Source organism: Massilia varians (assembly GCF_027923905.1).
GTDB lineage: Bacteria > Pseudomonadota > Gammaproteobacteria > Burkholderiales > Burkholderiaceae_D > Telluria > Telluria varians_B.
This window is the reverse complement of sequence record NZ_AP026966.1, coordinates 2,622,336-2,646,234: the sequence shown is the minus strand read 5'-3', so window position 1 is coordinate 2,646,234 and position 23,899 is coordinate 2,622,336. Positions and strand designations below refer to the sequence as shown.

General features: G+C 66.6%; 23 protein-coding genes. 3 read left to right on the top strand and 20 right to left on the bottom strand.

Annotation, left to right across the window (positions count from 1 at the left end; all coding sequences use genetic code 11):
* Window positions 1-2: 2 nt before the first annotated feature.
* The 13 genes from MasN3_RS12020 to MasN3_RS11960 all read right to left on the bottom strand — a co-directional run bounded on the left by MasN3_RS12020 (window position 3) and on the right by MasN3_RS11960 (window position 12,273).
* Entirely contained in the window at window positions 3-359 is a 357-nt protein-coding gene (locus MasN3_RS12020) for a hypothetical protein (RefSeq protein WP_281914313.1), read from the bottom strand.
* Window positions 356-1,075, bottom strand: a complete 720-nt coding sequence (gene gspM / locus MasN3_RS12015) for a type II secretion system protein GspM (RefSeq protein ID WP_281914312.1) — start codon at window positions 1,073-1,075, stop codon at window positions 356-358. The genes MasN3_RS12020 and gspM overlap by 4 nt, the downstream gene beginning before the upstream one ends.
* Entirely contained in the window at window positions 1,072-1,716 is a 645-nt protein-coding gene (locus MasN3_RS12010; RefSeq protein ID WP_281914310.1) for a PilN domain-containing protein, read from the bottom strand. Before MasN3_RS12010 ends, gspM begins: the two co-directional genes overlap by 4 nt.
* On the bottom strand, window positions 1,713-2,648 hold the full coding sequence (gene pilM, locus MasN3_RS12005; RefSeq protein ID WP_281914308.1) for a type IV pilus biogenesis protein PilM: 936 nt from the start codon (window positions 2,646-2,648) through the stop codon (window positions 1,713-1,715). Before pilM ends, MasN3_RS12010 begins: the two co-directional genes overlap by 4 nt.
* A gap of 130 nt (window positions 2,649-2,778) precedes the next feature.
* Complete coding sequence (locus MasN3_RS12000) at window positions 2,779-5,778, bottom strand: DUF6701 domain-containing protein (RefSeq protein WP_281914307.1); 3,000 nt, start codon at window positions 5,776-5,778, stop codon at window positions 2,779-2,781.
* On the bottom strand, window positions 5,775-6,236 hold the full coding sequence (locus MasN3_RS11995) for a pilus assembly PilX family protein (RefSeq protein ID WP_281914305.1): 462 nt from the start codon (window positions 6,234-6,236) through the stop codon (window positions 5,775-5,777). The genes MasN3_RS12000 and MasN3_RS11995 overlap by 4 nt, the downstream gene beginning before the upstream one ends.
* Window positions 6,233-7,129: a prepilin-type N-terminal cleavage/methylation domain-containing protein gene (locus MasN3_RS11990; RefSeq protein WP_281914303.1), complete on the bottom strand. Its 897-nt coding sequence runs from the start codon at window positions 7,127-7,129 to the stop codon at window positions 6,233-6,235. The genes MasN3_RS11995 and MasN3_RS11990 overlap by 4 nt, the downstream gene beginning before the upstream one ends.
* A complete protein-coding gene (locus MasN3_RS11985; protein WP_281914302.1) occupies window positions 7,126-7,719 on the bottom strand; it encodes a type II secretion system protein in 594 nt (197 codons plus the stop codon). The genes MasN3_RS11990 and MasN3_RS11985 overlap by 4 nt, the downstream gene beginning before the upstream one ends.
* Window positions 7,709-8,242, bottom strand: a complete 534-nt coding sequence (locus MasN3_RS11980) for a GspH/FimT family pseudopilin (RefSeq protein WP_281914301.1) — start codon at window positions 8,240-8,242, stop codon at window positions 7,709-7,711. The genes MasN3_RS11985 and MasN3_RS11980 overlap by 11 nt, the downstream gene beginning before the upstream one ends.
* 54 nt (window positions 8,243-8,296) lie before the next feature.
* Window positions 8,297-8,782 carry a prepilin-type N-terminal cleavage/methylation domain-containing protein gene (locus MasN3_RS11975; protein WP_281914300.1) on the bottom strand — a complete coding sequence of 162 codons (486 nt, stop codon included), beginning with the start codon at window positions 8,780-8,782 and terminating at the stop codon, window positions 8,297-8,299.
* Between the two features lie 46 nt (window positions 8,783-8,828).
* Window positions 8,829-9,332, bottom strand: a complete 504-nt coding sequence (locus MasN3_RS11970; RefSeq protein ID WP_281914299.1) for a hypothetical protein — start codon at window positions 9,330-9,332, stop codon at window positions 8,829-8,831.
* Window positions 9,332-10,570, bottom strand: coding sequence for a type II secretion system F family protein (locus tag MasN3_RS11965; RefSeq protein WP_281914298.1), 1,239 nt, complete (start codon window positions 10,568-10,570; stop codon window positions 9,332-9,334). Before MasN3_RS11965 ends, MasN3_RS11970 begins: the two co-directional genes overlap by 1 nt.
* Window positions 10,570-12,273 carry a GspE/PulE family protein gene (locus tag MasN3_RS11960; protein WP_281914297.1) on the bottom strand — a complete coding sequence of 568 codons (1,704 nt, stop codon included), beginning with the start codon at window positions 12,271-12,273 and terminating at the stop codon, window positions 10,570-10,572. Before MasN3_RS11960 ends, MasN3_RS11965 begins: the two co-directional genes overlap by 1 nt.
* Window positions 12,274-12,430: 157 nt before the next feature.
* Between MasN3_RS11960 and MasN3_RS11955 the strand changes: the two genes are divergently transcribed.
* The 3 genes from MasN3_RS11955 to MasN3_RS11945 all read left to right on the top strand — a co-directional run bounded on the left by MasN3_RS11955 (window position 12,431) and on the right by MasN3_RS11945 (window position 15,528).
* Window positions 12,431-13,135 carry a histidine phosphatase family protein gene (locus tag MasN3_RS11955; protein WP_281914296.1) on the top strand — a complete coding sequence of 235 codons (705 nt, stop codon included), beginning with the start codon at window positions 12,431-12,433 and terminating at the stop codon, window positions 13,133-13,135.
* A gap of 80 nt (window positions 13,136-13,215) precedes the next feature.
* Complete coding sequence (locus tag MasN3_RS11950) at window positions 13,216-14,280, top strand: phosphotransferase (RefSeq protein ID WP_281914490.1); 1,065 nt, start codon at window positions 13,216-13,218, stop codon at window positions 14,278-14,280.
* 21 nt (window positions 14,281-14,301) lie between these two features.
* The gene (locus tag MasN3_RS11945) at window positions 14,302-15,528 is read left to right on the top strand and encodes an acyl-CoA dehydrogenase family protein (protein WP_281914295.1); all 1,227 of its coding nucleotides are present in this window, start codon (window positions 14,302-14,304) and stop codon (window positions 15,526-15,528) included.
* 180 nt (window positions 15,529-15,708) lie between these two features.
* On the opposite strand, the gene MasN3_RS11940 is transcribed toward MasN3_RS11945, so the two are convergent.
* The 7 genes from MasN3_RS11940 to MasN3_RS11910 all read right to left on the bottom strand — a co-directional run bounded on the left by MasN3_RS11940 (window position 15,709) and on the right by MasN3_RS11910 (window position 23,853).
* Window positions 15,709-16,167: a MaoC family dehydratase gene (locus MasN3_RS11940; RefSeq protein WP_281914294.1), complete on the bottom strand. Its 459-nt coding sequence runs from the start codon at window positions 16,165-16,167 to the stop codon at window positions 15,709-15,711.
* A complete protein-coding gene (locus MasN3_RS11935; RefSeq protein ID WP_281914292.1) occupies window positions 16,160-16,627 on the bottom strand; it encodes a MaoC family dehydratase in 468 nt (155 codons plus the stop codon). Before MasN3_RS11935 ends, MasN3_RS11940 begins: the two co-directional genes overlap by 8 nt.
* A 9-nt stretch (window positions 16,628-16,636) precedes the next feature.
* Window positions 16,637-17,776 (bottom strand): acyl-CoA dehydrogenase family protein, encoded by a 1,140-nt coding sequence (locus MasN3_RS11930; RefSeq protein ID WP_281914291.1) that lies wholly within the window; start codon window positions 17,774-17,776, stop codon window positions 16,637-16,639.
* Between the two features lie 11 nt (window positions 17,777-17,787).
* Complete coding sequence (locus MasN3_RS11925; protein ID WP_281914290.1) at window positions 17,788-18,990, bottom strand: acyl-CoA dehydrogenase family protein; 1,203 nt, start codon at window positions 18,988-18,990, stop codon at window positions 17,788-17,790.
* Between the two features lie 137 nt (window positions 18,991-19,127).
* On the bottom strand, window positions 19,128-19,907 hold the full coding sequence (locus MasN3_RS11920; RefSeq protein WP_281914289.1) for a PEP-CTERM sorting domain-containing protein: 780 nt from the start codon (window positions 19,905-19,907) through the stop codon (window positions 19,128-19,130).
* A gap of 282 nt (window positions 19,908-20,189) precedes the next feature.
* Window positions 20,190-21,389: an ISL3 family transposase gene (locus tag MasN3_RS11915; RefSeq protein WP_370662345.1), complete on the bottom strand. Its 1,200-nt coding sequence runs from the start codon at window positions 21,387-21,389 to the stop codon at window positions 20,190-20,192.
* A 196-nt stretch (window positions 21,390-21,585) separates the two neighbouring features.
* Window positions 21,586-23,853 carry a carboxy terminal-processing peptidase gene (locus MasN3_RS11910; RefSeq protein ID WP_370662360.1) on the bottom strand — a complete coding sequence of 756 codons (2,268 nt, stop codon included), beginning with the start codon at window positions 23,851-23,853 and terminating at the stop codon, window positions 21,586-21,588.
* Window positions 23,854-23,899 lie beyond the last annotated feature (46 nt).

Below are 23,899 nucleotides of genomic sequence, written 5' to 3'. Positions count from 1 at the left end.
CGTCATTGGACTGCCGGCGTCATGCCGGTGGCCACGCTTTCGAGCGGATCCAGTCGCAGCACCTGGCGCTCGCGGCCGCGCACCAGTTCGACGCGGTCCGCGGTCATGCGGGCCACGCGCGCGCCGCGAAAGCTGCCGCCCAGGCGCACCGTCTCGCCGTCGATCACTGCCACGTGGCGTCCGCCGGCGCGCGGCGAGATCAGGACCGACTGCAGGCGCGGCGCGCCGTCGCCCGCCCCCTCGGGGCGGCTGGTGTCGAAGGCGGCGGGCGGCCGGGTCGGGTCGGCCAGCGTTTGCGCGGCGGCCGGCAGGCTCGCCAGCATCGCGGCCAGGCTCAGGGCAAGGCTCAGTTTTTTCACAGCTTCATCCATTTGCGGTCCAGACTCAGGGTATACAGCGTGAGCGTCAGTCGCGCGGCCGGGTAGGCTTCCACGTCGAGCTGCGCCCGGCCCCAGAACAGGCGGGTGGGCATCGCTTCGAGTGCGCTCATGTAATCGACCATGTCGAGATAATTGCCGCGCACGGTGACTTCGACCCCGTGGCGGTACAGCAGGACAGGGGCCGGCGCCGGCGCCGCCCCCGCGGCATCCGCAGCCGCGTCGGGCGCGGCCTCGGGCAGCGCTGGCGCGGCCCCCTGCCCGCCCAGCGACGACATCGGCTCGACCGGCAGCGTGCGCATCGACACCAGCTTCAGGCGCGCATTGGCGCGCAGGATGGTGTCGAGCAGCGGCGCCATGCGCTCGGGCGGCACCAGGCCGTGCTCCATCGCCAGCAGCGAGTCGCCCAGGGCGGCGCTTTCCTGGCGGATGGCCTGCAGTTTCTCGCGCGCCGGCGCATCCGGATCGACCTGGTAGGCCTGGACCCTGGCGGCGATCTCGCCGTCCATGCCGGCCAGGTTGTTCTGCTGCTGGCTGATCTGCGCGCGCAGCGCGTCGTGTTCGCGGTAGAGCGGGCCCAGCACCACGCTGTGGCCGATGAACAGGATCACGGCGGCGCTGGCCGCGAACAGTAGGCCACGCTCGCGCAGCGTGAGCGCGTCGATGCGCGCCATGAGTTCGAGAACGCGGGCCTTCATTTGCGCGGCTCCTCCGGCCTGGACTGCAGGCTGAACTCGACGTAAGGCGCCGCCGATACCGGCGCGGCTTCGGCGCCGGCCGCGTTGGCGGGGGCCGGCTGACTGATCGACAGGCTGGCGAAAGCTTTGCCCTGCATCAGCGGTTCGCCGGTCAGGCGCGCCAGGTAGCCGGGCACCGTGGCCGGGTCGGTGGTGCGGCCGCGGATGCCGATGTCCCTGCCTCCGCCGGTCACGCTCACGCCGGTGAGCCACAGGCCGCTCACGCTCTGGCGCGCCAGGGCCTTGAAGTAGCCGGCATAGCCGCTGGTGTCGCCCAGTTCGCCGCGCTCGATCACGCGCGCGATGTCGCGCAGCGCCAGCAACTGGGCCTGGGCCTCGGCGATCTGGGCATCGAGCTCCTTGCTCTTCTGGCGCGGCGCGAAGTCAAGGTTCACGCTCGCCAGGCGCGCCTGCTTGCGCTCCAGCTGCACGGCGCCGGCCCGGGCCTGCGCCTCCAGGCTGGCACGCTGCACCTGTCCGTAGCCGGCCAGCGCGGCGATGCCGCCGGCCAGCACCAGCAGCGACAGCGCCATCGTGCTGGAAGTCAGGACCTTTTTCTGCGGCTGGAAGGCCGGGTTGAACAGATTGATCTGCTGGCTCATGCCACCGCCTCCGCACGCAGCGCAGCGCCCAGCGCGATGAAGAAGCGCCCCTGCAGCACCCGGTCCTGCAGCTCGGGCGTGCGTGCCAGGTCGAACAGCGTGGCCAGGTCCAGGGTCTCGACCGGGGTATACAGGTTGCTCGACAGGTAGTCGTCCAGGCCGCTCACGGCCGACGGGCCGAGCACCATCTTGGCAATGCTGATGAAGGAATACTGGCGCTCGAAATTGTCGAGCGAGCGCTGCAGCTCGAGGGTGATGCGGTCGAAGCTGGCGTGCCGGCGCTCGTGATCCGGGTCGAGCAGCTGGTCGAGGGTGACGTCGATCCGGCGCGACAGGTAGAGTTCGCCACGCCAGGTCACGGTCAGCAAGCCGCCCTCGGTGCTGAACGAGAGCATGGCCACGCCTCGGTTCTCGGGGGCGACCAGCGCCGACACATTGCGCTGCGCCATTTCCGGGATATCGATGACTTCCAGAGCGAGCTTGGCCTCGCGGAACCATTGCTGGCGCGGCCCGATGACGGTATTGCGCGCCGCCACCACGAACACCGACTGCTGGGCCCGCACCTGGCCGGCGTCGACCGGGATGTCGAGCACGTCGACGGTCGCATCGGTCACCGGAAAGTCGAGGATGTCCTTGAGGCGCCAGCGCACCGCCGTCTTCATCTCTTCGCGCGGCACGTTGGGCGCTTCCAGGTTGATGAGCTGGTATTCGCCGGGCGCGAGCAGGGTCAGGCAGCGGTAGGCATGGGCCTGGGCCTCGCGCCCCGCCTTTTCCAGCAGCGCCGCGTCCGGCTTGCCCGGCAAGAAATGCGCAAAGCGCACGCAGGGCAAACCCTGCGAGACCGGCTCCACGCTGGTCGCCGCGACGCCGTCCGGCAGGACGGCGATGCTCAGCCAGCCATCTTTCTTCTTTGCTCTCTTCAGGAAACGCATGCGTGCATCGCGGAAATAATTCAATACGGCAAAGACTTGATTATATTCAAGCCTAGCCCGTAGCGATCACAAAATGTGCTTCCTTTCCGCAAAACTGGCGGTTTTTGCGGCGCTTTGCCACGTTTCGTTGTCAATACATCTCGCGCACGTAGATCACCGGGCTCTTGAACTGCCCGAAGCTGATACGCCCGATGGTACTCGGCAGGTAAGGCAGGGAGTCGGCGGCGTCGATGAACAGGTCGACGGTGCCGCTCTTGTCGGCGGCGAGCGGCGCCAGCACCAGGCTGGCCTTGCCGTCCTTGAACAGCGGCAGCGTGAATGGATCGGCGGCACGCTCGGTTCCCAAGACCTTGATGGACGGATCGCATGCGCCGGTCTCGGTATCGGTGCGCAGGCTGCGCCGGCAGGCCGTAAAGTGGACCTTCCCTTGTAGCGCCTCGGTTTGCTCGAGTCCGGTGTTGTGCTCCCATGCCGCGCCGCTCCAGAACTGGGCCTGCAGCGGCACCGGCGTCCTGGCCAGGGGCGTGCCGATCACGTTGTTCACCATCAGGCGGCCATTGACCACCATGATGCCGCCTTCCAGGGACACGATGCCTTCTTCGCGCCGGGAACTGATGGTCACCGGCACGGCACCGTCGGCGGTCTTGCGCAGCTCCGAAGCGGTGGCGCGCAGGTGCACGGCGGTGGGCGGGGTCCAGCCGCGCGTCGCCTTCGTGGCGTCGTAGCCGACCTCGAGCTGGAAGCGCACGTCCTCGCGCACGGTCGCCGGCCTGCCCTCCCCGTTCACGAAGCTGCCGGGCGGCTTGCCGTCCTTGCCCGGCACGCTGACGGCCGCCAGGCTGATGTCGGGTACCAGCGGGCCAACGAAACCCTGCAGCGGTTGCCCGTTGCGGCCATAGGCCGTGACGGTCACCGTGAACGGCTGCCCCGAGTAGACTGCGCGCGCAATCAGGTGTGGCGCAGCCCCCGGGCAGTTCATCCGCTTCAGGCAGCCGAAACCCTTCTCGGTCTCGGTCTTGAAGTATTGCGGGTAGAAGCGGCCGACGGCGACCGGATCGAGGCTCAGCGATTTGACCCCGAGATACTTGTCCAGGCTGACGCCGAGCATGGCCGCACCCACCTCGTTCCAGGCAAAGCTGCGCTGCACGGCAGCGCTGCCTTCCCAGGCGTTTTGCGGTACCAGACGCTTCTGCGCCAGGTCGCCGCCATCGGCCAGCACCTGTAGCCGCTCGGCCAAGGCAAACTCGCCGGACTCATTGCCGAAGTTCTTCAAAGGGCCGACGCCGTCATACCCGCGCGCGCTCACCACGACCTGAAATGGTTCGCCGGCTTCAGCGAAGCCGGGCTGGTCCAGTGCCGCGGTGCCGGGGTTGGCAACCCCGTCGGGGCGCCTGAACGTCGCCTCCAGGCGCTCCGGAACCGAGGCGAAGCTGACCCTGCCGGTGTTGCCGGCGGCGTCGCGCACGCGCAGCGTCACCAGGCCCACGTCGGGGTAATGAAACTCGGCCCCCGTCGACGCGGTGTTGGCGGCGAATGTCGGCGTGGCCGGGGCACCGCCTGCCGACAGCGGGGTGCCGTGCGGGACGCAAGTCGACAGCGCCACGCCGTAACTGCCGGCGGTGTTGGCCGTTCGCGCCGGGTTGTTGCATTCGAGGCTGTAGTACAGGTTCGCAACGGTCGAGGCGGTCGTGCTGAACGGCTTGGCGGTGCCATTTTCCGCCCGGGTCAGGTAGATGGTGGGCTTGATACCCGCCACCACTGGTCCGGCAAACAGCGCGCAGCCATCACCCGAGGCCTTGATCTTTTCATTCGGCTGGCAGGCGCCGACCGTGAAAACATAGGGATCCTTGTTGACCGGTTCGCCGCCGCCGGTGTCCCCCTCGACCGTCGACTTGTTATTGCCGGGCACACCATCTGCGGTGCCGCTCACTTCGGCGGTGTTCACGATCCTGCCTTCGGCGGTGATCTTCCCCTTGACCTGGAGGCTGGCGCTGGCGCCGGGAGCCAGCGCCTTGCCGTACTTGCAGGTAACGGTCTGCCCCGCCACTGCGCAGGTCCAGTCCAAGCCGCCGGCCGAGACGTAGGCGAGCGCTGCCGGCAGCGTGTCCGTGACCTGGACCTTGTTGTCGGCGCGTGCGCCCTCGTTGCTCACGGTCAGGGTGTAAGTGATCTCGTTGCCGAGCTTGAACTCGCCAGCCTGGGTCTTCCTGATGGCAAGGTCCGCGGGTTTCGAGGGCAGCGCCACGATCGCCGTGCCGAGCAGGACCCGATCGGATTCGGTGGTGAAGACCGCGTTTGCGTCAAGCGGCCTGGCTGGCGGCGCGGGCAGGTCGACCACGTCGAAGTCGATGCCGATCGAGTTCTCGTCGGCATTCGCGCCGCTCTTGGAATTGAAGGCATTCTGCTTCTGGATGAAGGGTTCCGCGCGCAGCAGCGCGCCGGCGAAGCGCACCTCATCGCCTTTCTGGTTGCCGGTTTTGTCGCCTTCCCAGACGATGTAGCCAAAGCGGCCGGAGCCTGCGTTGTCGGCGGGCGGCGTATAGTCCGGCATCTTCACCGTGACGCTGTTGTACTTGAGCGCCTGCAGGCCCTCGTAGACGTTCACGGTGCGGTAACGCTCGTTCTTTTGTGCGTAGACCACCACCAGCGCGAAGCCGGCCACCATGCTGTTTTCCTTCTGCTTTTTCGAGCAGTAGGTCTCCGAGGTGTCCACCGTCAGCCCGCCGAAGGTGAAGCTGGTCTTGCCTTGCACCAGGCTGGTAACCTCGGCGGCGGCCGAAAAATAGGTGAAGCCGTCGATCGATGAGGCGTAGCGGCGGCTCACGGGCGCGCTGACCGCCGCGCCATTCATGCTGACCTCGCCATCGATCGCGCCGGTGCCGGCCCAGTACAGGGTGGCGGACACGACCTCGGCGCCACTGGGCAGGGAGATGCTCGCCTGCGCGCTGTCGGTCAGGTCGCAGGCCTTGGCGCCGCCCGCCTTGCTCTGCAGGCTGGCCTGGGTGCCGGCAAAGTTGATGTTGCCTTCGAAGGTCTTGGTGAGAACCAGCGCAGTAGCGGCGGCCGGCTGGGACCAGGCGGCGAGGCCGGCGCACAGGGCGATACAACTGAGGGTCAGCGGTGTCTTCATATTTCCACTTCGAGCCTGCGTTGGACGAAATCGGGATTGTTCGGGGCTTGCCGGCCACAGGCGCCGTCGACCGGCTGGTTGCAGGCGATGGCCGCGATGCGCCAGCGCATGACCGGATCGCCGTCGATACTTTTCAGCTCGTCGATGGCCTGGCAGCTGACGGTGACGCGCAAGCTTCCCAGCACGCTGGCGGCCGGGAAGCCGAAAGAGGTGTTGCCGGCGCAGCGCCCATGGCGCAGCTGTTCGTACAGGCCCCACTCGAGGCCGGCGCGCGCGGCCTGGTAGGCCCTGGCACCCTCGAGGTCCAGGTTGCTGCTGGCCTGCTGCGAGGTGTACAGCGTCACCGCCGCCACGCCCAGGCCGGCCAGCACCACCAGCAGGAAGATCGCGGTGACCAGGCCCACGCCGGCCTGGCGCCGCAGGCGCACCGCATGGGTGGCATGGATGACGTGTTTCATGGCGTGTTGTCCACGTGGACCTGGCTGGCCAGCCGCACCGGCGCGTCCTGGCCGTTACCGGCGAACAGCGCCAGGTTCAATACCACCAGCGCGCTGCGCCGCAAGGCTTCGCTACCGTAGCGAAACACCTGGCTGCAGTCGCTCACGCGCGTCGCGATGACTGCGCGCTGCGCATTCGGCGGCGTCGCCTGCTGGGTGGGCGAGATGTCGTACCCCCAGTAGCGCACCAGTTCCTTGCCGCCGCCCGGCCCCGCTTCGCAGGCATAGGTGACGGGCCCGGTGACCACCTGGAAGCGGTTGCTGGGCGAGCGCAAGGGCGTGGCCTGGGTGGCAAAGGGATTGCTCCGCAGCGTCACCACCGGGTTGTTCGGCGAGGCGAAGTCGATCGATGCCACCTGTGCGATATTGGTGCCCTGGCCCAGGGGCACATAGCGGTAGGCGTCGGAACCGCTGTCCTCGGGATTGCCGAGGTTGTAGACGACGATGAAGTCGCCCGGCGCGATGGCCGGCCTGGTGCCGCCCACGGCGGTGAAGCGGACATTGGCCGGCTCGTCGAAATCGAGCACCGGGAAGCCGTCGACGTCGTCGTCCAGGGTCAGGTAGCGCCCGCCGGCGCGGGTCAGGAGGAATTCGACCGCGCTGCCCTCGCCGTTCACACGCACGCTGTTGGGCAGCGCCAGGCGCAGGTCGCGCGCGATGCGGCGCAGCGCCAGGTCGGCTTCGTCGCTCGCGGCGGCGCGCGCGCGGGTATCCACGTAGCCCTGCACCGGGGCGCGGATGAACACCGCCACGATGGCGCCGATCACGCCGATGATGACGATCACCAGGATCGCCTCGATCAGCGTGAAGCCGCGTGCGCGGCGATCTTGCGGCGGCGCGTGCATGGCGCTCATAGGAAGCTCGGCGCGTAGCGCGTACGGTAGCCGTCGAGCACGACGGACTCGCCGTCGTAGCGCACCTCCACGCGGATGCGCAGCACGTCGACGTCGGCCGCGGCCGGATTGGCGACCGGAATGCCGCCGATCGATTCCGGCGTGACCGTCACCGTGGCGCTGTAGCCGTCCACGTTCATGGGTTCGCCGTTGGCGTCGGCGAGCTTGCCGTCGACGCCGTTGAAACTGCTGGTGGCGACGTTCGGGGCGCCGACGTAGTCGTTGATGTTGTCGAAAGGCCTGGCGCCGCCGGTTTCCGGCCCCCAGTTCTCCGGAACATCGCACTCGGCGCTGGTCATGACCTCGTCGTCGCCGGCCTTGTCCGCGCCCGGGTCGCAGAAGGTGAAGCGGGCCAGCTGGACTTCCTCGAGCAGGCCTTCGGCGATCATCAGGGCCTGCTTGCGGCGCAGCGGATCGGCACTGTTCTTGGTGGTGAGACTCAGCACGCCGACGATGGCGGCCAGGGCGACGCCGACGATCAGGATGAACAGGATCATCTCGATCAGGGTCAGGCCCGCCTGGGCGCGCCTGCAGGTCCGCTTACTGGACATAGCCGGTCTCCCGATGCACCGTCACGGTACGGCTTTCGCCCGGGCTGGTAATGGTCATGGCCAGACCGCCCGGGGTCCCGCCGGGAGTGACCGGGCGGCCGAGCGCATCGAAGTAGAACGCGGTCAGCGCAACCGACAGCGAGACCTGCACGCCTTCGGGCACGCCGATACAGTACCAGCGCTCGTCCTGGCAGTGGGTGGCAGACGCCTGGCCGCCGATGCCGGCGGCGGGCGCCACCAGGCGCTGGGCGGGCGCGCAGTTACCCTGCGGCGCGTCGTAGCACAGAGCGATGCGCTTGTCCTCGAACTGGACGAACACCGGGGTGTTGCGAGCGATCGCGCTCTTCTGGGCGTAGCGCAGCAGCGCGCGGGTCTGGTCGGCGAAGGCCTCGGCGTCGAAGCCGCTGCGGTCGAAGAAGCGGGCGGCGGCGACCGCACCGAGGATGCCGACGAGGACCATCACGATGATCAGTTCGACCATCGTGAAGCCGGCGCGCCGCCGCAAGGAAGTGTGGCCGGTCATGGGAATCGGAATACGAGGCATGACACCTGCCACATGCGACAGCGCGCCTGCCGGTTAGCAGCCGGTCACGACGAGCTTGTAGGTCGGCACGGTGTTCACCGTGGTCGGCCGGGTATAGGTCAGGGTGCAGGTGCCCGCCGTATGCGCGGTGGTGCCTTTCAGGCTGATCGGGGTGATGGTGATGGTCGGGTCGGTGGCATTGATGACATAGTCGGTCGCGTTCATGCCGGCTGCGGTGGCAAACGCGGTGTTCGCCAGGGGATAGCCGGTGGTCGCATCGACGGTAACGTTGGTGCCCTCGATCGCAATGTTCTTGCCGCCGACCGCGCCCGGATTGATCAGATACTTACCGTGAACCATGGCCGCGGTCGAAGCCAGCGCGCCTTTTGCCGCCTGCAGGCTGGCCGCGCGGGCGTCGCCGCCCATATTCGCGAACTTCGGCAGCGCGGTGGCAGCCAGGATGCCCAGGATCACGATCACGACGATCAGTTCGATCAGGGTGAAACCGCCCTGCGCGCTCTTGCTGGAATATTTGTTCATGTGATTCTCTCCGTTGAAGGTGTGCGGGTGGACCCGCGGTCTTGAGTTATTTGGACGCGGCGCCGACTTCGTCGATGACCAATGCCCCGTAGGTGCCGCTCCGCCCGCTTCCGGCCGGGTGATACGAACTGGCCAATTCTACCTTGAACTTAAGCAATTTAGATGTCCCAGAAGAAAAAGTGTCGTTACTAAGCACATAATTGACGGTGCGGTCCGTCCGGTCGAAAAACCAGGCGCCGCGGCGCAGCATTCCGGGCTCGGGCGCGTAGTATTCGCCGACATAATTGGCAGGCTGCCGCAGCAGCCAGCCCATGGGATTTTCTTGCAATAACTTCAATGCGGCGTCCCTGCCGGCGGCGGCAACCAACTGGGCCTCACGCACCGCCAGCGCCGTGCGCAAGGCGCCTACCACGTGGTAGGCGGCACTGCGCTCCGATTCCGTGCGCCACTCGAGCAGCCGGCCCAGCAGCAGGCCCGCCAGCACGCCGGTCACGACCATGCAGACGGCGAACTCGAAGCGGGTGGCCCCACGCGCGCGCGACCGGATCATCACTTGCCTCCGTGTAGGGCCGCCCGGCCCAGGTCCCAGATCGGCAGGAAAATGCCCAGCGCCAGCACCAGCACCATCACCCCCAGGAAGGTGATCAGGATCGGCTCGATCTGGCTCGACAGGGTCTTCAGTTCGTACTCCACCTCGCGTTCGTACATCTGCGCGATCTCGTCCATCAGGTCGTCCAGCGAACCGGATTCCTCGCCCACGGCGATCATCTGCAGCACGATCGGGGTGAACACGCCCGCCGCCGTCGAGGTGCGCAGGATGCTCTCGCCGCGCTCGACGCCATCGCGCATCCCCTCGATGCGCGAGCCGAGCCAGGCGTTGTCGGCGGTCTGCGCCACCACCGTCAAGGCCTGCACGATCGGCACCCCGCTGCGGGTCGACAATGCGAAGCTGCGGGCGAAGCGCGCCATGGTCGCCTTGTGGATGATCTTGCCCGCGATCGGCAGGCGCAGCTTGTGCTTGTCCCAGGCCAGCCGCCCCTTGGGCGTGGCCACCCAGGCGCGGAACCCAAACACCGCGCAGGCCGCCATCGCCGCCAGCGCCGGCCAGTAGGCGACCGTGAAGTTCGAAGTCGACAGCAGGATCCGCGTCATCAGGGGCAGCTCGGCATTGAAGGACTTGAACACCGCAGCGAATTGCGGAATCACGAACACGTTGACGATCACCATCGCGATCGCCATCGCGATCACCACAAAAGTGGGGTAGCGCATCGCGGTCTTGACGCGCTCGCGCATGTCGCGGTCGAACTCGAGGTGGTCGAACAAGCGCAGGAAGACTTCTTCCAGGCGGCCGGTCATCTCGCCCACCCGCACCATCGACAGGTAGAAGGAATTGAAGACCTTCGGATGGCGCGTCATCGCGCTCGACAGTTCGCGGCCCGCATCGAGCGACTCGCGCAGGTCCTTGACCACCCGGCCGAAGGATTTGTTGATGGCCGATTCCTGCAGTCCGGCCAGGCCGCGCATGATCGGCACGCCGGACTTGAGCAGCGTATGGATCTGGCGGCTGAACAGCTGCACGTCCATCGAGGTGATCTTTTTTTCGCCCAGGCGCGCCAGCAGGCCTTCGCCGTCCCTGGACGCCGGCCCCTTGCGGCTGGGGTTGATCTCGATGGGCGTGGCGCCGCTGCCGAACAGCTGGTCGGCGACGGCGCCGCTGTCGGCGCCCTCGAGGACGCCCTGCAGCAGTTCGCCGGCGGCGTTGCGCGCCTTGTAGGAAAAAGAAGGCATCAGTCGTCGTACTGGTTACTGATGCGCATCGCTTCGGCGATGGTGGTCCTGCCCTGCACCGCCAGGCTCACGCCGTGGCGGCGCAGCGTCTCGCCGCGCATCTCGGCGTGCGCCACCTTGAGGAAGTGCGCGGGGTCCGGATGGTTGGCCGCCTCGGTGACGGCGCGCGTCATCTCCAGCAGTTCATAGACGCCGGTGCGGCCGCGGAAACCCGTGCCGTTGCAGTGCGAGCAGCCCTTGCCGTGGAAGAAGGGGGTCGTCCCGGCACGTTCGCCCAGCTCCGCGCGCAGCCAGTTCACCTCGCCCGGCGTCGGCTGGTAGGACGTCGTGCAGCTTTCGCAGATCACGCGCACCAGGCGCTGGGCCAGCACCGCCTGCAGCGAGCCGCCCACCATGTAGCGCGGCACGCCCATGTCCATCAGGCGCAGCGGCGTGGAGGCGGCGTCGTTGGTGTGCAGGGTCGAGAGCACCAGGTGGCCGGTCATGGCGGCGCGCAGGCCGATCTGGGCGGTCTCCTGGTCGCGCATCTCGCCGACCAGCACGATGTCCGGGTCCTGGCGCAGCGCCGAGCGCAGCACGCGGGCGAACGAGAGCTCGATCTTGTCGTTGACCTGGACCTGGTTGACGCCCTTGAGGCGGTATTCGACCGGGTCCTCGACCGTGATGAGTTTCTTCTCCACCGAATTCAGTTCGGACAGCGCGCTGTACAGCGTGGTGGTCTTGCCGCTGCCGGTCGGACCGGTGACCAGCACCAGGCCGTTGGGGCGCTGCACCAGCGCGCGGAAGCGCTCGACGATCCGCGCCGGCATACCGATCGCGTCCAGGCGCAGCGTGGTGCCGCCCTGGTTCAGCAGACGCATCACGACCGACTCGCCGTACTGGGTCGGCATGGTCGAGATACGCACGTCGATGCGCTGGTTGCGCACCTTGACCGCGAAGCGGCCATCCTGCGGCAGGCGCTTTTCCGAGATGTCGAGGTCGGCCATGAGCTTCAGGCGCAGGGCCAGCGGGGTGGCCACCTTGATGTCGGCCTCGGTCTGCAGGTGCAGCACGCCGTCGATGCGGAAGCGGATCTGCAGCCGCCCGTCCTGCGGCTCGATGTGGATGTCGGAAGCGCGCACCTGGGCCGCGTCGTCGAACACCGACTGCAGCAGCTTGACGATCGGGGCTTCCTCCAGGCCCGGGTTGGCGGCCAGCGCGCCGAAGTCGATCGAGCTGTCGCCCAGGTCCTGCTCGACCTCGCGCGCCAAGCCCGTGATCTCGCCGGTGCGGCGGTAGATGCGGTCGATCGCGCCCAGCACCTCGGTCTCGTTGACCACCGCCAGCTCGACGGTCTTGCGCAAGAGACGCGCGATCTCGTCGTAGGCGAACAGGTCGGTGGGGTCGGACACCCCCACCAAGAGGGTCTCGCGGCGGTCTTCCAGCACCAGGGCGCGAAAACGCCGGGCGGCCGTTTCCGGCAGCAGGCGCACCAGCTCGGCGTTGATGTTATAGAACTTCAGATTGATGTAAGGGATGTTCAGCTGGCGCGCCAGCGCGCCCGAGATCTGGTCTTCCGTGACGAAGCCGCTTTCCACGAACACGCGGCCGAGCTTGCGGCCGGTGCGCTTCTGGTCCGCCAGCGCCTGCTCGAGCTGCTCCTCCGACAGCAGTTTCTGCTGGATCAGCACCTCGCCGAGGCGAATTTTTTCCGGCCTTGCCATGAACATCCCTTGTCGTTATTGCTTGCAGTGAATATTTTATGCCAGAACCTGTAGGAATTGACCTACGGAATCGTCTGCCGATCGGGAAAGTGTCGCCGTTTCGCCATAAGAAAATGGCATCGCGTGTAAGATGGCCGGGAAAACGACAAGGAGCCCCATGCAAGCCCTGCGCGCGCAGCGCCGCCGCATCTACCTGATGCGCCACGGCAGCGTTACCTATTTCGACGAGACCGGCAAACCCTTCCTTCCCGAGACCGTGGCCCTGAACCCGGCCGGCCAGGCCCAGGCCGATGCCGCCGGGCGTGCCTTCCGCGAGGCCGGCGTGCGCTTCGACCGCGTCATCACCTCGGCCCTGCCGCGTACCGTCGAGACGGCAGAGCGGGTTTTGGCGGCCAGCGGGCAGCAGATCGCGCCAGAAGCCTGGCCGGAACTGCACGAGATCCGCGGCGGGCGCCTGGCCGCCATTCCGAAAGATGAACTGCGGCGCGCCTTCACCGGCGCCTTCGAGGGCGCGGTCGATGAAGGCCAGCGCTTCCTGGGCGGCGAATCGGTCGGCGAGATGATGGACCGGGTCCATCCGGCGGTGGCGCGCCTGCGCGCCCAGGACGACTGGGACAGCGTGCTGCTGGTCCTGCACGGGGGCGTCAACTGCGCCATCCTGTCGCTGGCCCTGAGCGGCCAGCGCCTGTTCCTGGGCGGCCTGGCGCAGGCGGCGGGCTGCATCAATGCGCTCGACGTGGGCGAGGATCCGCACGATTGGGTGGTGCGCTTCGTCAATTATGTGCCGCCCGGCCCGCTGCAGCCGGAAGCCCGCGCCACCACCATGGAACAATTGTTCGAGCAATACCGCAAGGCCCGCTGAATCCATCCGCTCGCAAAGAAATAGCACGCCCGTGCGCTTCAGAGCTAGAATGCAGGACAACACAGAATATGGGAGACGCGATGTACGAGGAAATGATGGGCACCAAGCCCGTGTCCGAACGCCAGCGCTTCGACGTCGCCGCCCTCGGCGCCTGGCTCGCGCTAAACGTCGACGGCTACCCGGGCGGCGCGCTGGATATCGAGCAGTTCAAGGGCGGCCAGTCCAACCCCACCTTCCGGCTCGAGGCGGGCGGCCGGCGCTACGTGCTGCGCACCAAGCCGGGGCCGGCCGCCAAGCTGTTGCCTTCGGCCCATGCGATCGACCGCGAGTTCCGCGTGATGTCGGCGCTGCACGGCGCCGGCTTTCCGGTGCCGCGCCAGTACGCGCTGTGCCTGGACGAAGCCGTCATCGGCCGCGCCTTCTACGTGATGGAGTGCGTCGAAGGGCGGGTGTTGTGGGACCAGTCGCTGCCCGGCATGTCGCCAGGCGAGCGGGCCGCCATCTACGACGAGCAGAACCGCGTGATCGCCCAGCTGCACACGGTCGACTACGCAGCCATCGGCCTGGGCGACTACGGCAAGCCGGGGAATTATTTCGCACGCCAGATCGAGCGCTGGACCAGGCAGTACCAGGCGTCCGTCACCGAACCGATCGAGGCCATGGAGCGCCTGATCGAATGGCTGCCGCAACACATCCCACCAGGTGACGACACCAGCATCGTGCACGGCGACTACCGCCTGGACAACATGATCTTCCACCCGACCGAGCCGCGCATCCTGGCGGTGCTGGACTGGGAACTGTCCACCCTCGGCCATCCGCTGGCCGATTTTTCCTACCACTGCATGAGCTGGCACATCCCGCCGGGGCGCTTCCGCGGCATCGCCGGCCTGGACCTGGAAGCGCTCGGCATCCCTTCGCTTTCTGACTACGTGGCGCGCTACTGCGAACGCACCGGCAAGCGCCTGCGCGCCGAGGACTTCGATTTCTACCTGGCCTACAACATGTTCCGCCTGGCCGGCATCATGCAGGGCATCATGAAGCGCTACGTGGACGGCACCGCGGCCAGCGCCCAGGCCCTCGAGAACGGCAAGGCCGCGCGGCCGATGGCCGAGATGGCGTGGCAGTTCGCCAGCCGCGCCCGCTGACCCCATCACAAGGATACGCACATGGATTTCGCTTACTCGGAACGCTGCACGGAACTGCAGGCGCGCCTGCTCGCCTTCATGGACGAGCACATCTATCCCAATGAAGCCGCCTTCAACGAGGAGATCGCGACCAACGCGCGCGAACGCGGCACGCGCTGGCTGCCGCTCGCGCTGATCGAGCGCCTCAAGCCGCTGGCGCGCGAGGCCGGGCTGTGGAATTTGTTCCTGCCGCGCTCGGGGCGCGCGCCCGAGGGCCTGTCGAACCTCGATTACGCGCCGCTGTGCGAGATCATGGGCCGCGTGCCCTGGGCGCCGGAAGTGTTCAACTGTTCGGCGCCCGACACCGGCAACATGGAAACCCTGGAGCGCTATGCGCCGGAAGACGTCAAGCGGCGCTGGCTGGAACCGCTGCTGCGCGGCGAGATCCGCTCGGCCTTCGCCATGACCGAACCTGGCGTGGCCTCGTCGGACGCGACCAACATCGCCACCCGGATCGAGCGCAGCGGGGACGACTACCTGATCAATGGCCACAAATGGTGGATCTCGGGCGCGGGCGACCCGCGCTGCCAGGTCTTCATCGTGATGGGCAAGACCGACCCGGAGGCGCCCCGCCACCGGCAGCAGTCGATGATCGTGGTCCCGGCCGATACCCCGGGCATCACCATCCTGCGCCCGCTGCCGGTGTTCGGCTACGACGACGCCCCGCACGGCCACTGCGAAATCCTGTTCGAGAACGTGCGCGTGCCCGCTTCGAACATGCTGCTGGGCGAAGGGCGCGGCTTCGAGATCGCCCAGGGCCGCCTGGGACCGGGCCGCATCCACCACTGCATGCGCGCCATCGGCGTGGCCGAGCGCGCACTGGCGCTGATGTGCCAACGCCTGGAAACCCGGGTGGCCTTCGGGCGCAAGCTGTCCGAACAGGGGGTCTGGCGCGAGCGCATCGCGGAAAGCCGTATCCGGATCGACACCGCGCGCCTCCTGACCCTGAAGGCGGCCTACATGATGGACACGGTCGGCAACAAGGTGGCGCAGGCGGAAATCGCCATGATCAAGGTGCTGGCGCCGAACGTGGCGCAGGACGTGCTGGACTGGGCGATCCAGGCGCACGGTGCCGCCGGCGTATCGGACGCCTTCCCGCTGGCTTACCAGTGGGCCGCCAACCGGAGCTTGCGGCTGGCGGACGGGCCGGACGAGGTGCACCGCAATGCGATCGCCAAGCTGGAGCTGGCGAAGTACGCATCAACCTGAATCGTAGGGTGGGCGGCTCCACCCGAACGCGTGCTGGGACAGCTTTGCGTATGCCGCCCACGCGTTAAAGCGGCTGTCGAACAGCCGACTCGCTGCTCCAAGGGGCGTTGAACGCGTGGGCGGCATTGACGCCGCAGGTCACGCGAAGGGGTGGTGCAGCCGCCCACCCTACGGGTATGCTCAGGCATAGGCCCGCACCAGGAACTCGGCGGCGCAGACCGGCTTGGCGCCCTGCCCTTCGGGTTCGACGGTGACGTTCCAGGTCAGCTGCACCCCGCCCTCGATCGGATCGCAAGCCCCCAGGAGCCACCTGCCCCGCACCCGGCTCCCGCTCGGCAGCGGCGCCGGAAAGCGCACCCGGTTCAGCCCGTAGTTCAGCCCCATGCGCATGCCCTCGATCGCGAGCGCGTCTTCCAGCATGGCAGGCAGCAAGGACAAGGTCAGGAAACCGTGCGCCACCGGCGCGCCGAAGGGCGACTCGCGGGCGCAGCGCTCGGCATCGACGTGGATCCACTGGCGGTCTTCGGTGGCCTCGGCAAAGGCGTCGATGCGCTCCTGCCCGACCGCGAACCAGCGCGATACGGCCAGCTCGCTCCCCACCAGCTGCGGCAGCTGTGCAAGTACGATCATCCTAGTCATCGCCCGCTCCCGCAGGACGGCGCCCGAACATGCCCATGCCTTCAATGGTGCAGATCTCCTCGCCGTGCTGGTTGGTCGCGGTCCACTTCGACCACACCACGCCCCGGTCCGGCTTCGAGTTCGAGGCCTTGACCCGGGTGGTGAGGTAGCGCACCCGCAGCGTGTCGCCCGCGCGCAGGGGGCGCAGCCAGCGCACCCCGTCCAGGCCGGGCGAGCCCATGCTCGAGGCTGCGCACATCAGGCCGTCGACGACCATCCGCATCATCAGGCTGCAGGTGTGCCAGCCGCTCGCGATCACGCCGCCGTAGATGGAGGCGCCAGCGGCCTCGCGGTCGACGTGGAAAGGCTGCGGATCATACTCCCGGGCGAAGGCGACGATCTCCTCCTCGCTGACGCGGCGCTCGCCGAGATCGATCTCCTGGCCGGGATAAAAATCTTCGAAATACCATTGGCGTGTCATGTGCCCTCCTTACGCGGCTTGCTGGAAGCCCGGCTGCGCCATGAAGCGCGCCAGGTGGTGGTCGCGGTCGCCCAGGCTCAGCTCGATCATCGACAGGCGCTTGAAATAGTGCGCGGCCGCCAGCTCGTCGGTCACGCCCATGCCGCCATGCAGCTGCACCGCCTGCTGGCCGATGAAGCGGGCCGCCTGGCCGACCCGATACTTGGCCGCCGACACCACCCGGCGCCGTTCCCCGGTATCGACGCCATCCAGGGTGACGGCCGCCAGCAAGGCCATCGAGCGTGCCTGCTCCAGGTGGATATACATGTCCGCCATGCGATGCTGCAGCGCCTGGAACTTGCCGATCGGGACGCCGAACTGCTGGCGCGTCTTGAGATAGTCGAGCGTGGCCTCGAACAGCGCCTCCATCGCGCCCAGCGCCTCGGCGCACAAGAGGCCCGCGCCGTAGTCCGCCGCTGCCTCGAGGATGTCCCAGCCGGCCCCCGGCGTGCCGATCAGGGCGTCCTGTCCCAGTTGCACGCCATCCAGGCGCAGGGTCGCGGCGCGCTGGCCGTCGAGCGTGCGGTAGCCGCTCAGCTGCACACCCGGCGCATCCGCCGGCACCGCGAACAGGGTGATGCCGGCTTCGTCGCACTGGCCGCCGCCGGTGCGCGCCGGCACCACCAGCACGCCGGCCGCGAGGCCGTGCACGACCGCCGTCTTCTCGCCATCCAGGCGCCAGCCGCCGTCCGTGCCCTGGGCGCGGGTGGCGATGTCGCGCAAGTCGTGGCGCGCCTGCCGTTCGCCCAGCGCGCAGGCCAGTGTCAAGCTGCCCTGGGCCACCTGTTCCAGCAGCGCCGCGTGGGCCCCGCCCAGCGTGAGGAAGCGGGTTCCCAGCACGGTGGCGAAATACGGTTCCACCACCAGGCCGCGGCCCAGTTCGCGCATCACCACGAACAGGTCGACCGCCGTGCCGTCGAAGCCGCCCTGCTGCTCGGGCACCGGCAGTGCGGTCATGCCCAGCTCGGTCAGCGTGGCCCAGGCCGCGCTCGAGGTGCCCTGGCTGGAGGCGACGATGGCGCGGCGCTGCTCGAAATCATAGTCGCGGCCGATCCAGCGCTTGAGCGCGTCGGCGAACTGCAGCTGCTCTTCCTTGAAATCGACATGCATCGGGTTTCTCCTCACAAGCCCAGGATCATCTGGGAGATGATGTTACGCTGGATTTCGTTCGAGCCTCCGTAGATGGAGGTCTTGCGGTAGTTGAAGTAATAGGACGCGAGCGGGGCCGCGTCGTCGTCGCCGGCGGCGCTGTGCGCGTGTTCTCCTTCCAGGTAGGCGGGGTCGAAAGCCAGGGCTTGCGGGCCGGCCGCTTCCAGCATCAGTTCCGTGAGGGCCTGCTGGATGTCGGTGCCGCGCACCTTCAGCACCGAAGCCTCCGGCCCCGGCGCCTTGCCGGACTTGGCCAGCACGCGCAGCACGGTCATCTCCAGCGCCATCAGTTCGATCTCCAGGTCCGCGACCTTGGCGGCGAACAGCGGGTCTTCGAGCAGCGCTCGGCCATTCTTCTGCTCGCGCCGCGCCAGGCGCTTGAGGAAGGCCAGTTCGCGCTTGCTGCGGCCGACCGCCGCGATGCCCGTGCGTTCGTGGCCGAGCAGGTACTTGGCGTAGGTCCAGCCGCGATTTTCCTCGCCGACCAGGTTGGCGACGGGCACCCTGACATTGTCGAAGAAGACTTCGTTCACCTCGTGGTCTTCGTCGAGCATGATGATCGGGCGCACCGTGACGCCGGGCGCATGCATGTCGATCAGCAGGAAGGAAATGCCCTCCTGCTTGCGCACGGCGGGGTCGGTACGGACCAGGCAGAAGATCATGTCGGCGTGCTGGGCCAGCGTGGTCCAGGTCTTCTGGCCGTTGACGATGTAGTGCTCGCCCTGCGCGTCCACGCCGCGCACGGCCGTGGTCTTGAGCGAAGCCAGGTCGGAACCGGCGCCCGGCTCGGAATAGCCCTGGCACCACCAGTCCTCGCAGGACAGGATGCGCGGTAGGAAGTAATCCTTTTGCTGCTGGGAGCCGAAAGCCATGATGACGGGCGCCACCATGTCGATCCCGAAGGGCATCACGCGCGGCGTGCCGGCGCGGGCGCACTCTTCCTCGAAGATGTGGCGCTGCACGGGGGTCCAGCCGGGGCCGCCGAATTCGACAGGCCAGCCGGGGGCCACCCAGCCCTGTTCGGCGAGGATCCGGTGCCAGCGTACGAAATCGTCCTTGCTCAGCCGCAGGTGCTTGAGCACCTTGGCTTGCAGGTCTTTCGGCAGGTGGGAATCGAGGAAGGCGCGGACCTGGTCGCGAAAGGCCAGGTCCTCGTCCGTGTAGTGCAGGTCCATGTCGTCTCCTTGTTGTCGCCGCCTTAAAAAGCACGATCGTTCACAAGGATTGTACCCGACAGTTTTGCTGACTAGTCAGAAATTTGAAAAGCATGCAGAGCGGGCATCCGCCCTGTATGCGGAGGATCAGCGAACGATCAGCGGCTGCGGCGGCGCGACATCGCACCCGCGCCCATCATGCCCAGCAGAAGCAAGGCGATGCTCGATGGTTCCGGGACCTCGGCTGCCTGGCCTTCCTGGTTGGCGACGTTGCCCAGGCCATTGCCGTTGCCGTTGCCGATGCCATTGCCGTTGCCGTTCTGGGCGCCGTTGCCGATGCCGTTACCGTTGTCGATGCCGTTACCGCTACCGTTGCCGTTGCCGTTGCCATTGCCGTTGCCGTTACCATTGCCGTTGCCGTTGCCATTGCCGTTGGAGCCGCTCCCCTGTCCGCCGGACGGCGGCATGATCGCGCTGTTATTGCCGCCCGAATTGCCGGGCGCAGTCTGGTTGCCGCCACCGGTCATGCCCGGCGCCTTGGTCACGGCGTCGGAAATGATGGCACCATAGGCGTCGCCGACGACCTGCTTGCCGAGGCCCGCGGTTGCAGCCAGCAGGCCATGACCGGACGCCAGCAGATAGTTCGCCTCGATGCCGCGCTGGAAGAACAGCTGGGTCTGGCCCCCGACCTGCTGGGAGCTGCCTGCCACTTTACCGTACAGGATGTCGGTCAGGCTGGCGTTGGCCGTGTGGGCGACACCGGCAACCAGGTCCACGTTCCCTTGCAGGACACCGGAGCCGAGCACATCGGTACCATTGCCCGCAGTCCAGGCGCCGACGACATTCGACGGCTGGGTAGCCGGGGTGGTGATGGTACCGGCCTGGGCCGAAGCTGCGCCGGCGATGAGACTTGCGATGACAAGGCGGCGAATGAGCATGATGATAACTCCTAAGTTGATGTTCAATTGTTGTTCTTACAACCGTAGAGTTATGCTACCACAGCTAAAAAAAAGACAACTTTAGCGGTAGCTCAACAGTGCGCGAGGTATGAAATCGAGAAAAACACCCATAATTAAGTAAGAATGATCCTACCCGACCTATGCGCCGTGCATAGCAGGGGCAAATCGCCTCGTTGAATTCCTTGATGCTGCAGAAACTTCGCATCGCGCAAAAGCGATTTTTAAATCAACCCTGCACGTACCCGTGCCAAAAAAAATGGTTCATCGCGTTTTGCCGGGAAACGCATCCTTGATTTTCAGGAAGAAGTAGGATGCATCCCGAAATCCGTAGGCCATGCGCTTGATGACTTTGATGCGGTTGTTGACGCCTTCCAGGATCGATGAGTTCATCGGATAGATGGCCGAAGCCAGAATGCCGCGCCGGTACTTGGCCAGCCGTTTGGCAAACTGGATCAGCGGTGTGATATGGCTTTCCAAGGCGAGTTTGAGCCAAGCCTTCCATCGACGAGCACCTTCCCGGACCGATGGCGCATACCAGATCTCTTTCAGTTCGGTCTTGAGCAGGTAGACCGTTGCCAGCGGCTGATTGGCGGCGAGCAGTTCTTCGAGCTTGACGGCCTGTTCGGCCTTGAGGTTGTCGCGGTTGCGTAGTAACAGCCAGCGGCTACGCTTGATGACCTGGCGCGCTTTTGGTTCGGCCCGTAACGTATTGGCTTGATCGACGCGCACCCGGTCGACGACTTCGCGGCCGAAGCGGGCCACGACATGAAACAAATCGTAGACCACCTCCGCGTTTGGACATTGCTGACGCACTTCAAGGTCCATGGCCGTGTTCATATCCATGGCCACCGCCTCGATTCGCTGGCAGCCTTGCTCGCCCAGCAGCTCAAAGAATGGCCGGATCGCTTCCCGGCTGTTGCCTTCCCCAACCCACAAGACGCGCATACGCTCGGCATCCATGGCCACGGTAGCGTAGCGATGGCCCTTGTGCAGGGCAAATTCGTCCATGACCAAGCGGCGTACGCCCACCGCCGAGAAGTCGCCGTGCAGCTGCTTTAGTCGCCGATGATCAATCTCTTTGATGGTATGCCAGTGCAGCCCGGTCAACCGGGCTATATGGGCTATGGGCAGCAACTGCGCCAGCGCCTCGACCCACAGACGCACGCGGTGCGTGATGCGCGCCCGGCGGTCGAGCCAAACAATGTGCTCGGCCACTCGTGCATTGCAGTGATGGCAGTCCAGCCGCCGTACCGGCACATCGAGCCAGACGCGCTTGTCCAGAACGTCGCGATCGCGCACCTTACGCCTTCGGCGCTCATGCACCAGGGCGCAAGGCTGGTGGCACGCTCCGCACACAGCATCCCTTGCCGGGCAGGTATCGAGAACGATTAACAGTGATCCGTCTTCTTGTTCTTGGACGGTGTCGACAATATGGCCTTCCCAAAACGGGACAGACGACATAGCATTGAGCATGGCGGTGGTTTGATAGACTGATTTGTTTGGCGACTATCAATCTACCAACATCAGGCCACCGCCACCACCTCCCGATTAGATCGTCAACCCCGTCTTCCCCCATTCCCCGCGAAGAACCAAAAAAATGGCCGGCCCTGCAAGCAGGGCCGGCCACCTCACCGGTTCAGGTCGCGCAGTGCGCCGCTCAGTTGCCGTTGCGCGGGCTCGCCATGTAGGGCATGGCGCGCGAAGCCAGGCGCGTATCGGTCCGCAGCATGCCGACTTCGTCGGCCAGGATGTTGGCGGCTTCCTGCAGCAGGATGTCCTTGGCCTCCTTGGCCGCCTTCTCCGCCGCCAGCTCCGCCTGCAGGTCGCGTTCATCGTACTGCAGGCCATCGTCCTGGCGCGGCGTGCCGCGCACGGCAGTGACCGCCTTGGCCGGCTTGGTCGGGTCCGGCACCTTGCCGCGCGCTTCCTTGCCGGCCGGACCTGCTGCCGGCTCGTCGCTGCTGGTGCCGCTGGCGCCGGCCAGGCGCGCTTCGCGCAACTTGGCGCGGGCGTCCTGGGCATCACGTTCCTTGCGGCGCACCGCCTCGTTCAGCGAAATCGCGTTCTCCTTGCGAAGCTTGCGCACCTCGGCGATGTCTTCCTGCAGGAACTGGAACTCCTTGTCCTTCGCAATCCGGGTTTCATGACGCTTTTGCAGCGGACCGATCAGCTCCTTGAGGTCGCCCGCCGCCGTGTAATTGGCCGGCTTGATGGCCACCCAGGGCAGCGCGTTGGGATAGGACGACTCGCCGAAGCTGTCCAGGTCGGACAGCACCGGCAGCTTGATGTCCGGCGTTACGCCGCGCAGCTGGGTGGTGCCGCCATTGATGCGGAAGAACTGCGCGATCGTCATCTTGAGCTCGCCATAGCGCACCTTCTCGCCCGGCGCGAAGCGGTCCAGGTCGATCAGGGTCTGCACCGTGCCCTTGCCGAAGCTCGGTTCGCCGATCACCAGGCCGCGGCCGTAGTCCTGCACCGCGGCGGCGAAGATTTCCGATGCCGAGGCCGAGCCGCGGTTGATCAGGACGCCCATCGGGCCGTCCCAGGCCAGGCCCGGCTGCAGATCGGACTCGACCTCGACGCGGCCCTGCGCATCGCGCTGCTGGACCACCGGGCCCTTGTCGATGAACAGGCCGGTCAGTTCGATCGCCTCGGTGAGCGAGCCGCCGCCGTTGTTGCGCAGGTCGATCAGGACGTTGTCGACCTTGTCCTTCTTGAGTTCGCCCAGGATGCGGGCCACGTCGCGGGTGGCGCTGCGGTAATCCTTGTCGCCGCGGCGGCGCGCCTCGAAGTCGAGGTAGAAGGTCGGCAGCGAGATCACGCCGATGCGGCGCTTGAAGGCGCCTTCCTTGACCTCGATGATCGATTTCTTGGCGGCCTGCTCTTCCATGCTGATTTTCTTGCGCACCATCGACACGGTCACGTGCTTGGCGTCCGGGCCGGCGTCGCCGGGCAGGACGTCGAGGCGGACCGTGGTACCCTTCTCGCCGCGCACCAGCTGCACGACGTCGTCGATGCGCCAGCCAAGCACGTCCGTGAACGGCTTGTCGCCCTGGGCCACGCCGACGATGCGGTCGCCGACCTTCAGCTTGCCCGACAGCGCGGCCGGGCTGCCCGGCACGATCTCGCGGATGATCGTGTATTCGTCGCGCGTCTGCAGCACGGCGCCGATACCCTCCAGCGACAGGCGCATGGCGATGTCGAAGTTGTCGGCCGAGCGCGGGCCCAGGTAGTTGGTGTGCGGCTCGATCGCGGTGGCATACGCGTTCATGAACATCTGGAACACGTCCTCGTTGTTCAGCTTGCGCATGCGGGTGACGTAGTTCTCGTAGCGCTTGTCGAGCGTCTCGCGGATGGCTTTTTCTTCCTTGCCGGCGAGCTTCAGGCGCAACCAGTCGTTCTTGACGCGCTTGCGCCACAATTCGCGGACTTCGTCTTCGCTCTTGGCCCAGGGCGACTTCTCGCGGTCGAGCTCGATCGACTCGTCGAGGGTGAAGTCGGGGCGGGTCTTCAGCAATTCGCGCGCGTAGTTCATGCGCTCGATATAGCGCTGCTGGAACAGGTTGTAGATGGCGAAGGGACCGGTCAGGTCTTCGTTGTTGATGGCGTCGTCCATCCTGGTCCGCAGCGACGCGAACTTGTCGATGTCCGCCTGGACGAAATACAGTTTCTCGCCGTCGAGCCCGTCGAAATAGTTATCGAAGATCTTCACCGACATAGCGTCGTCGAGCGGCACCGCCTTGTAGTGGTAGCGGCCGAGCACCCGCGAGGCCCACAGCGCCGCCTGGGTTTGCTCGGCCAGCGGCTTCATCTGCAGCGTGGCAGCGGCCGACCCGGCACCGGCGCCTGCGGCCTTGGCCGGAACGGCAGCCGCGACCGCGAGCTTTTCCTTTTCCGGCTGGGCAGTCACCACATGGGCGGACATCGCAAAGGCCATCGCGGCCATGAACAGGTGGTGCTTCTTCATTCGT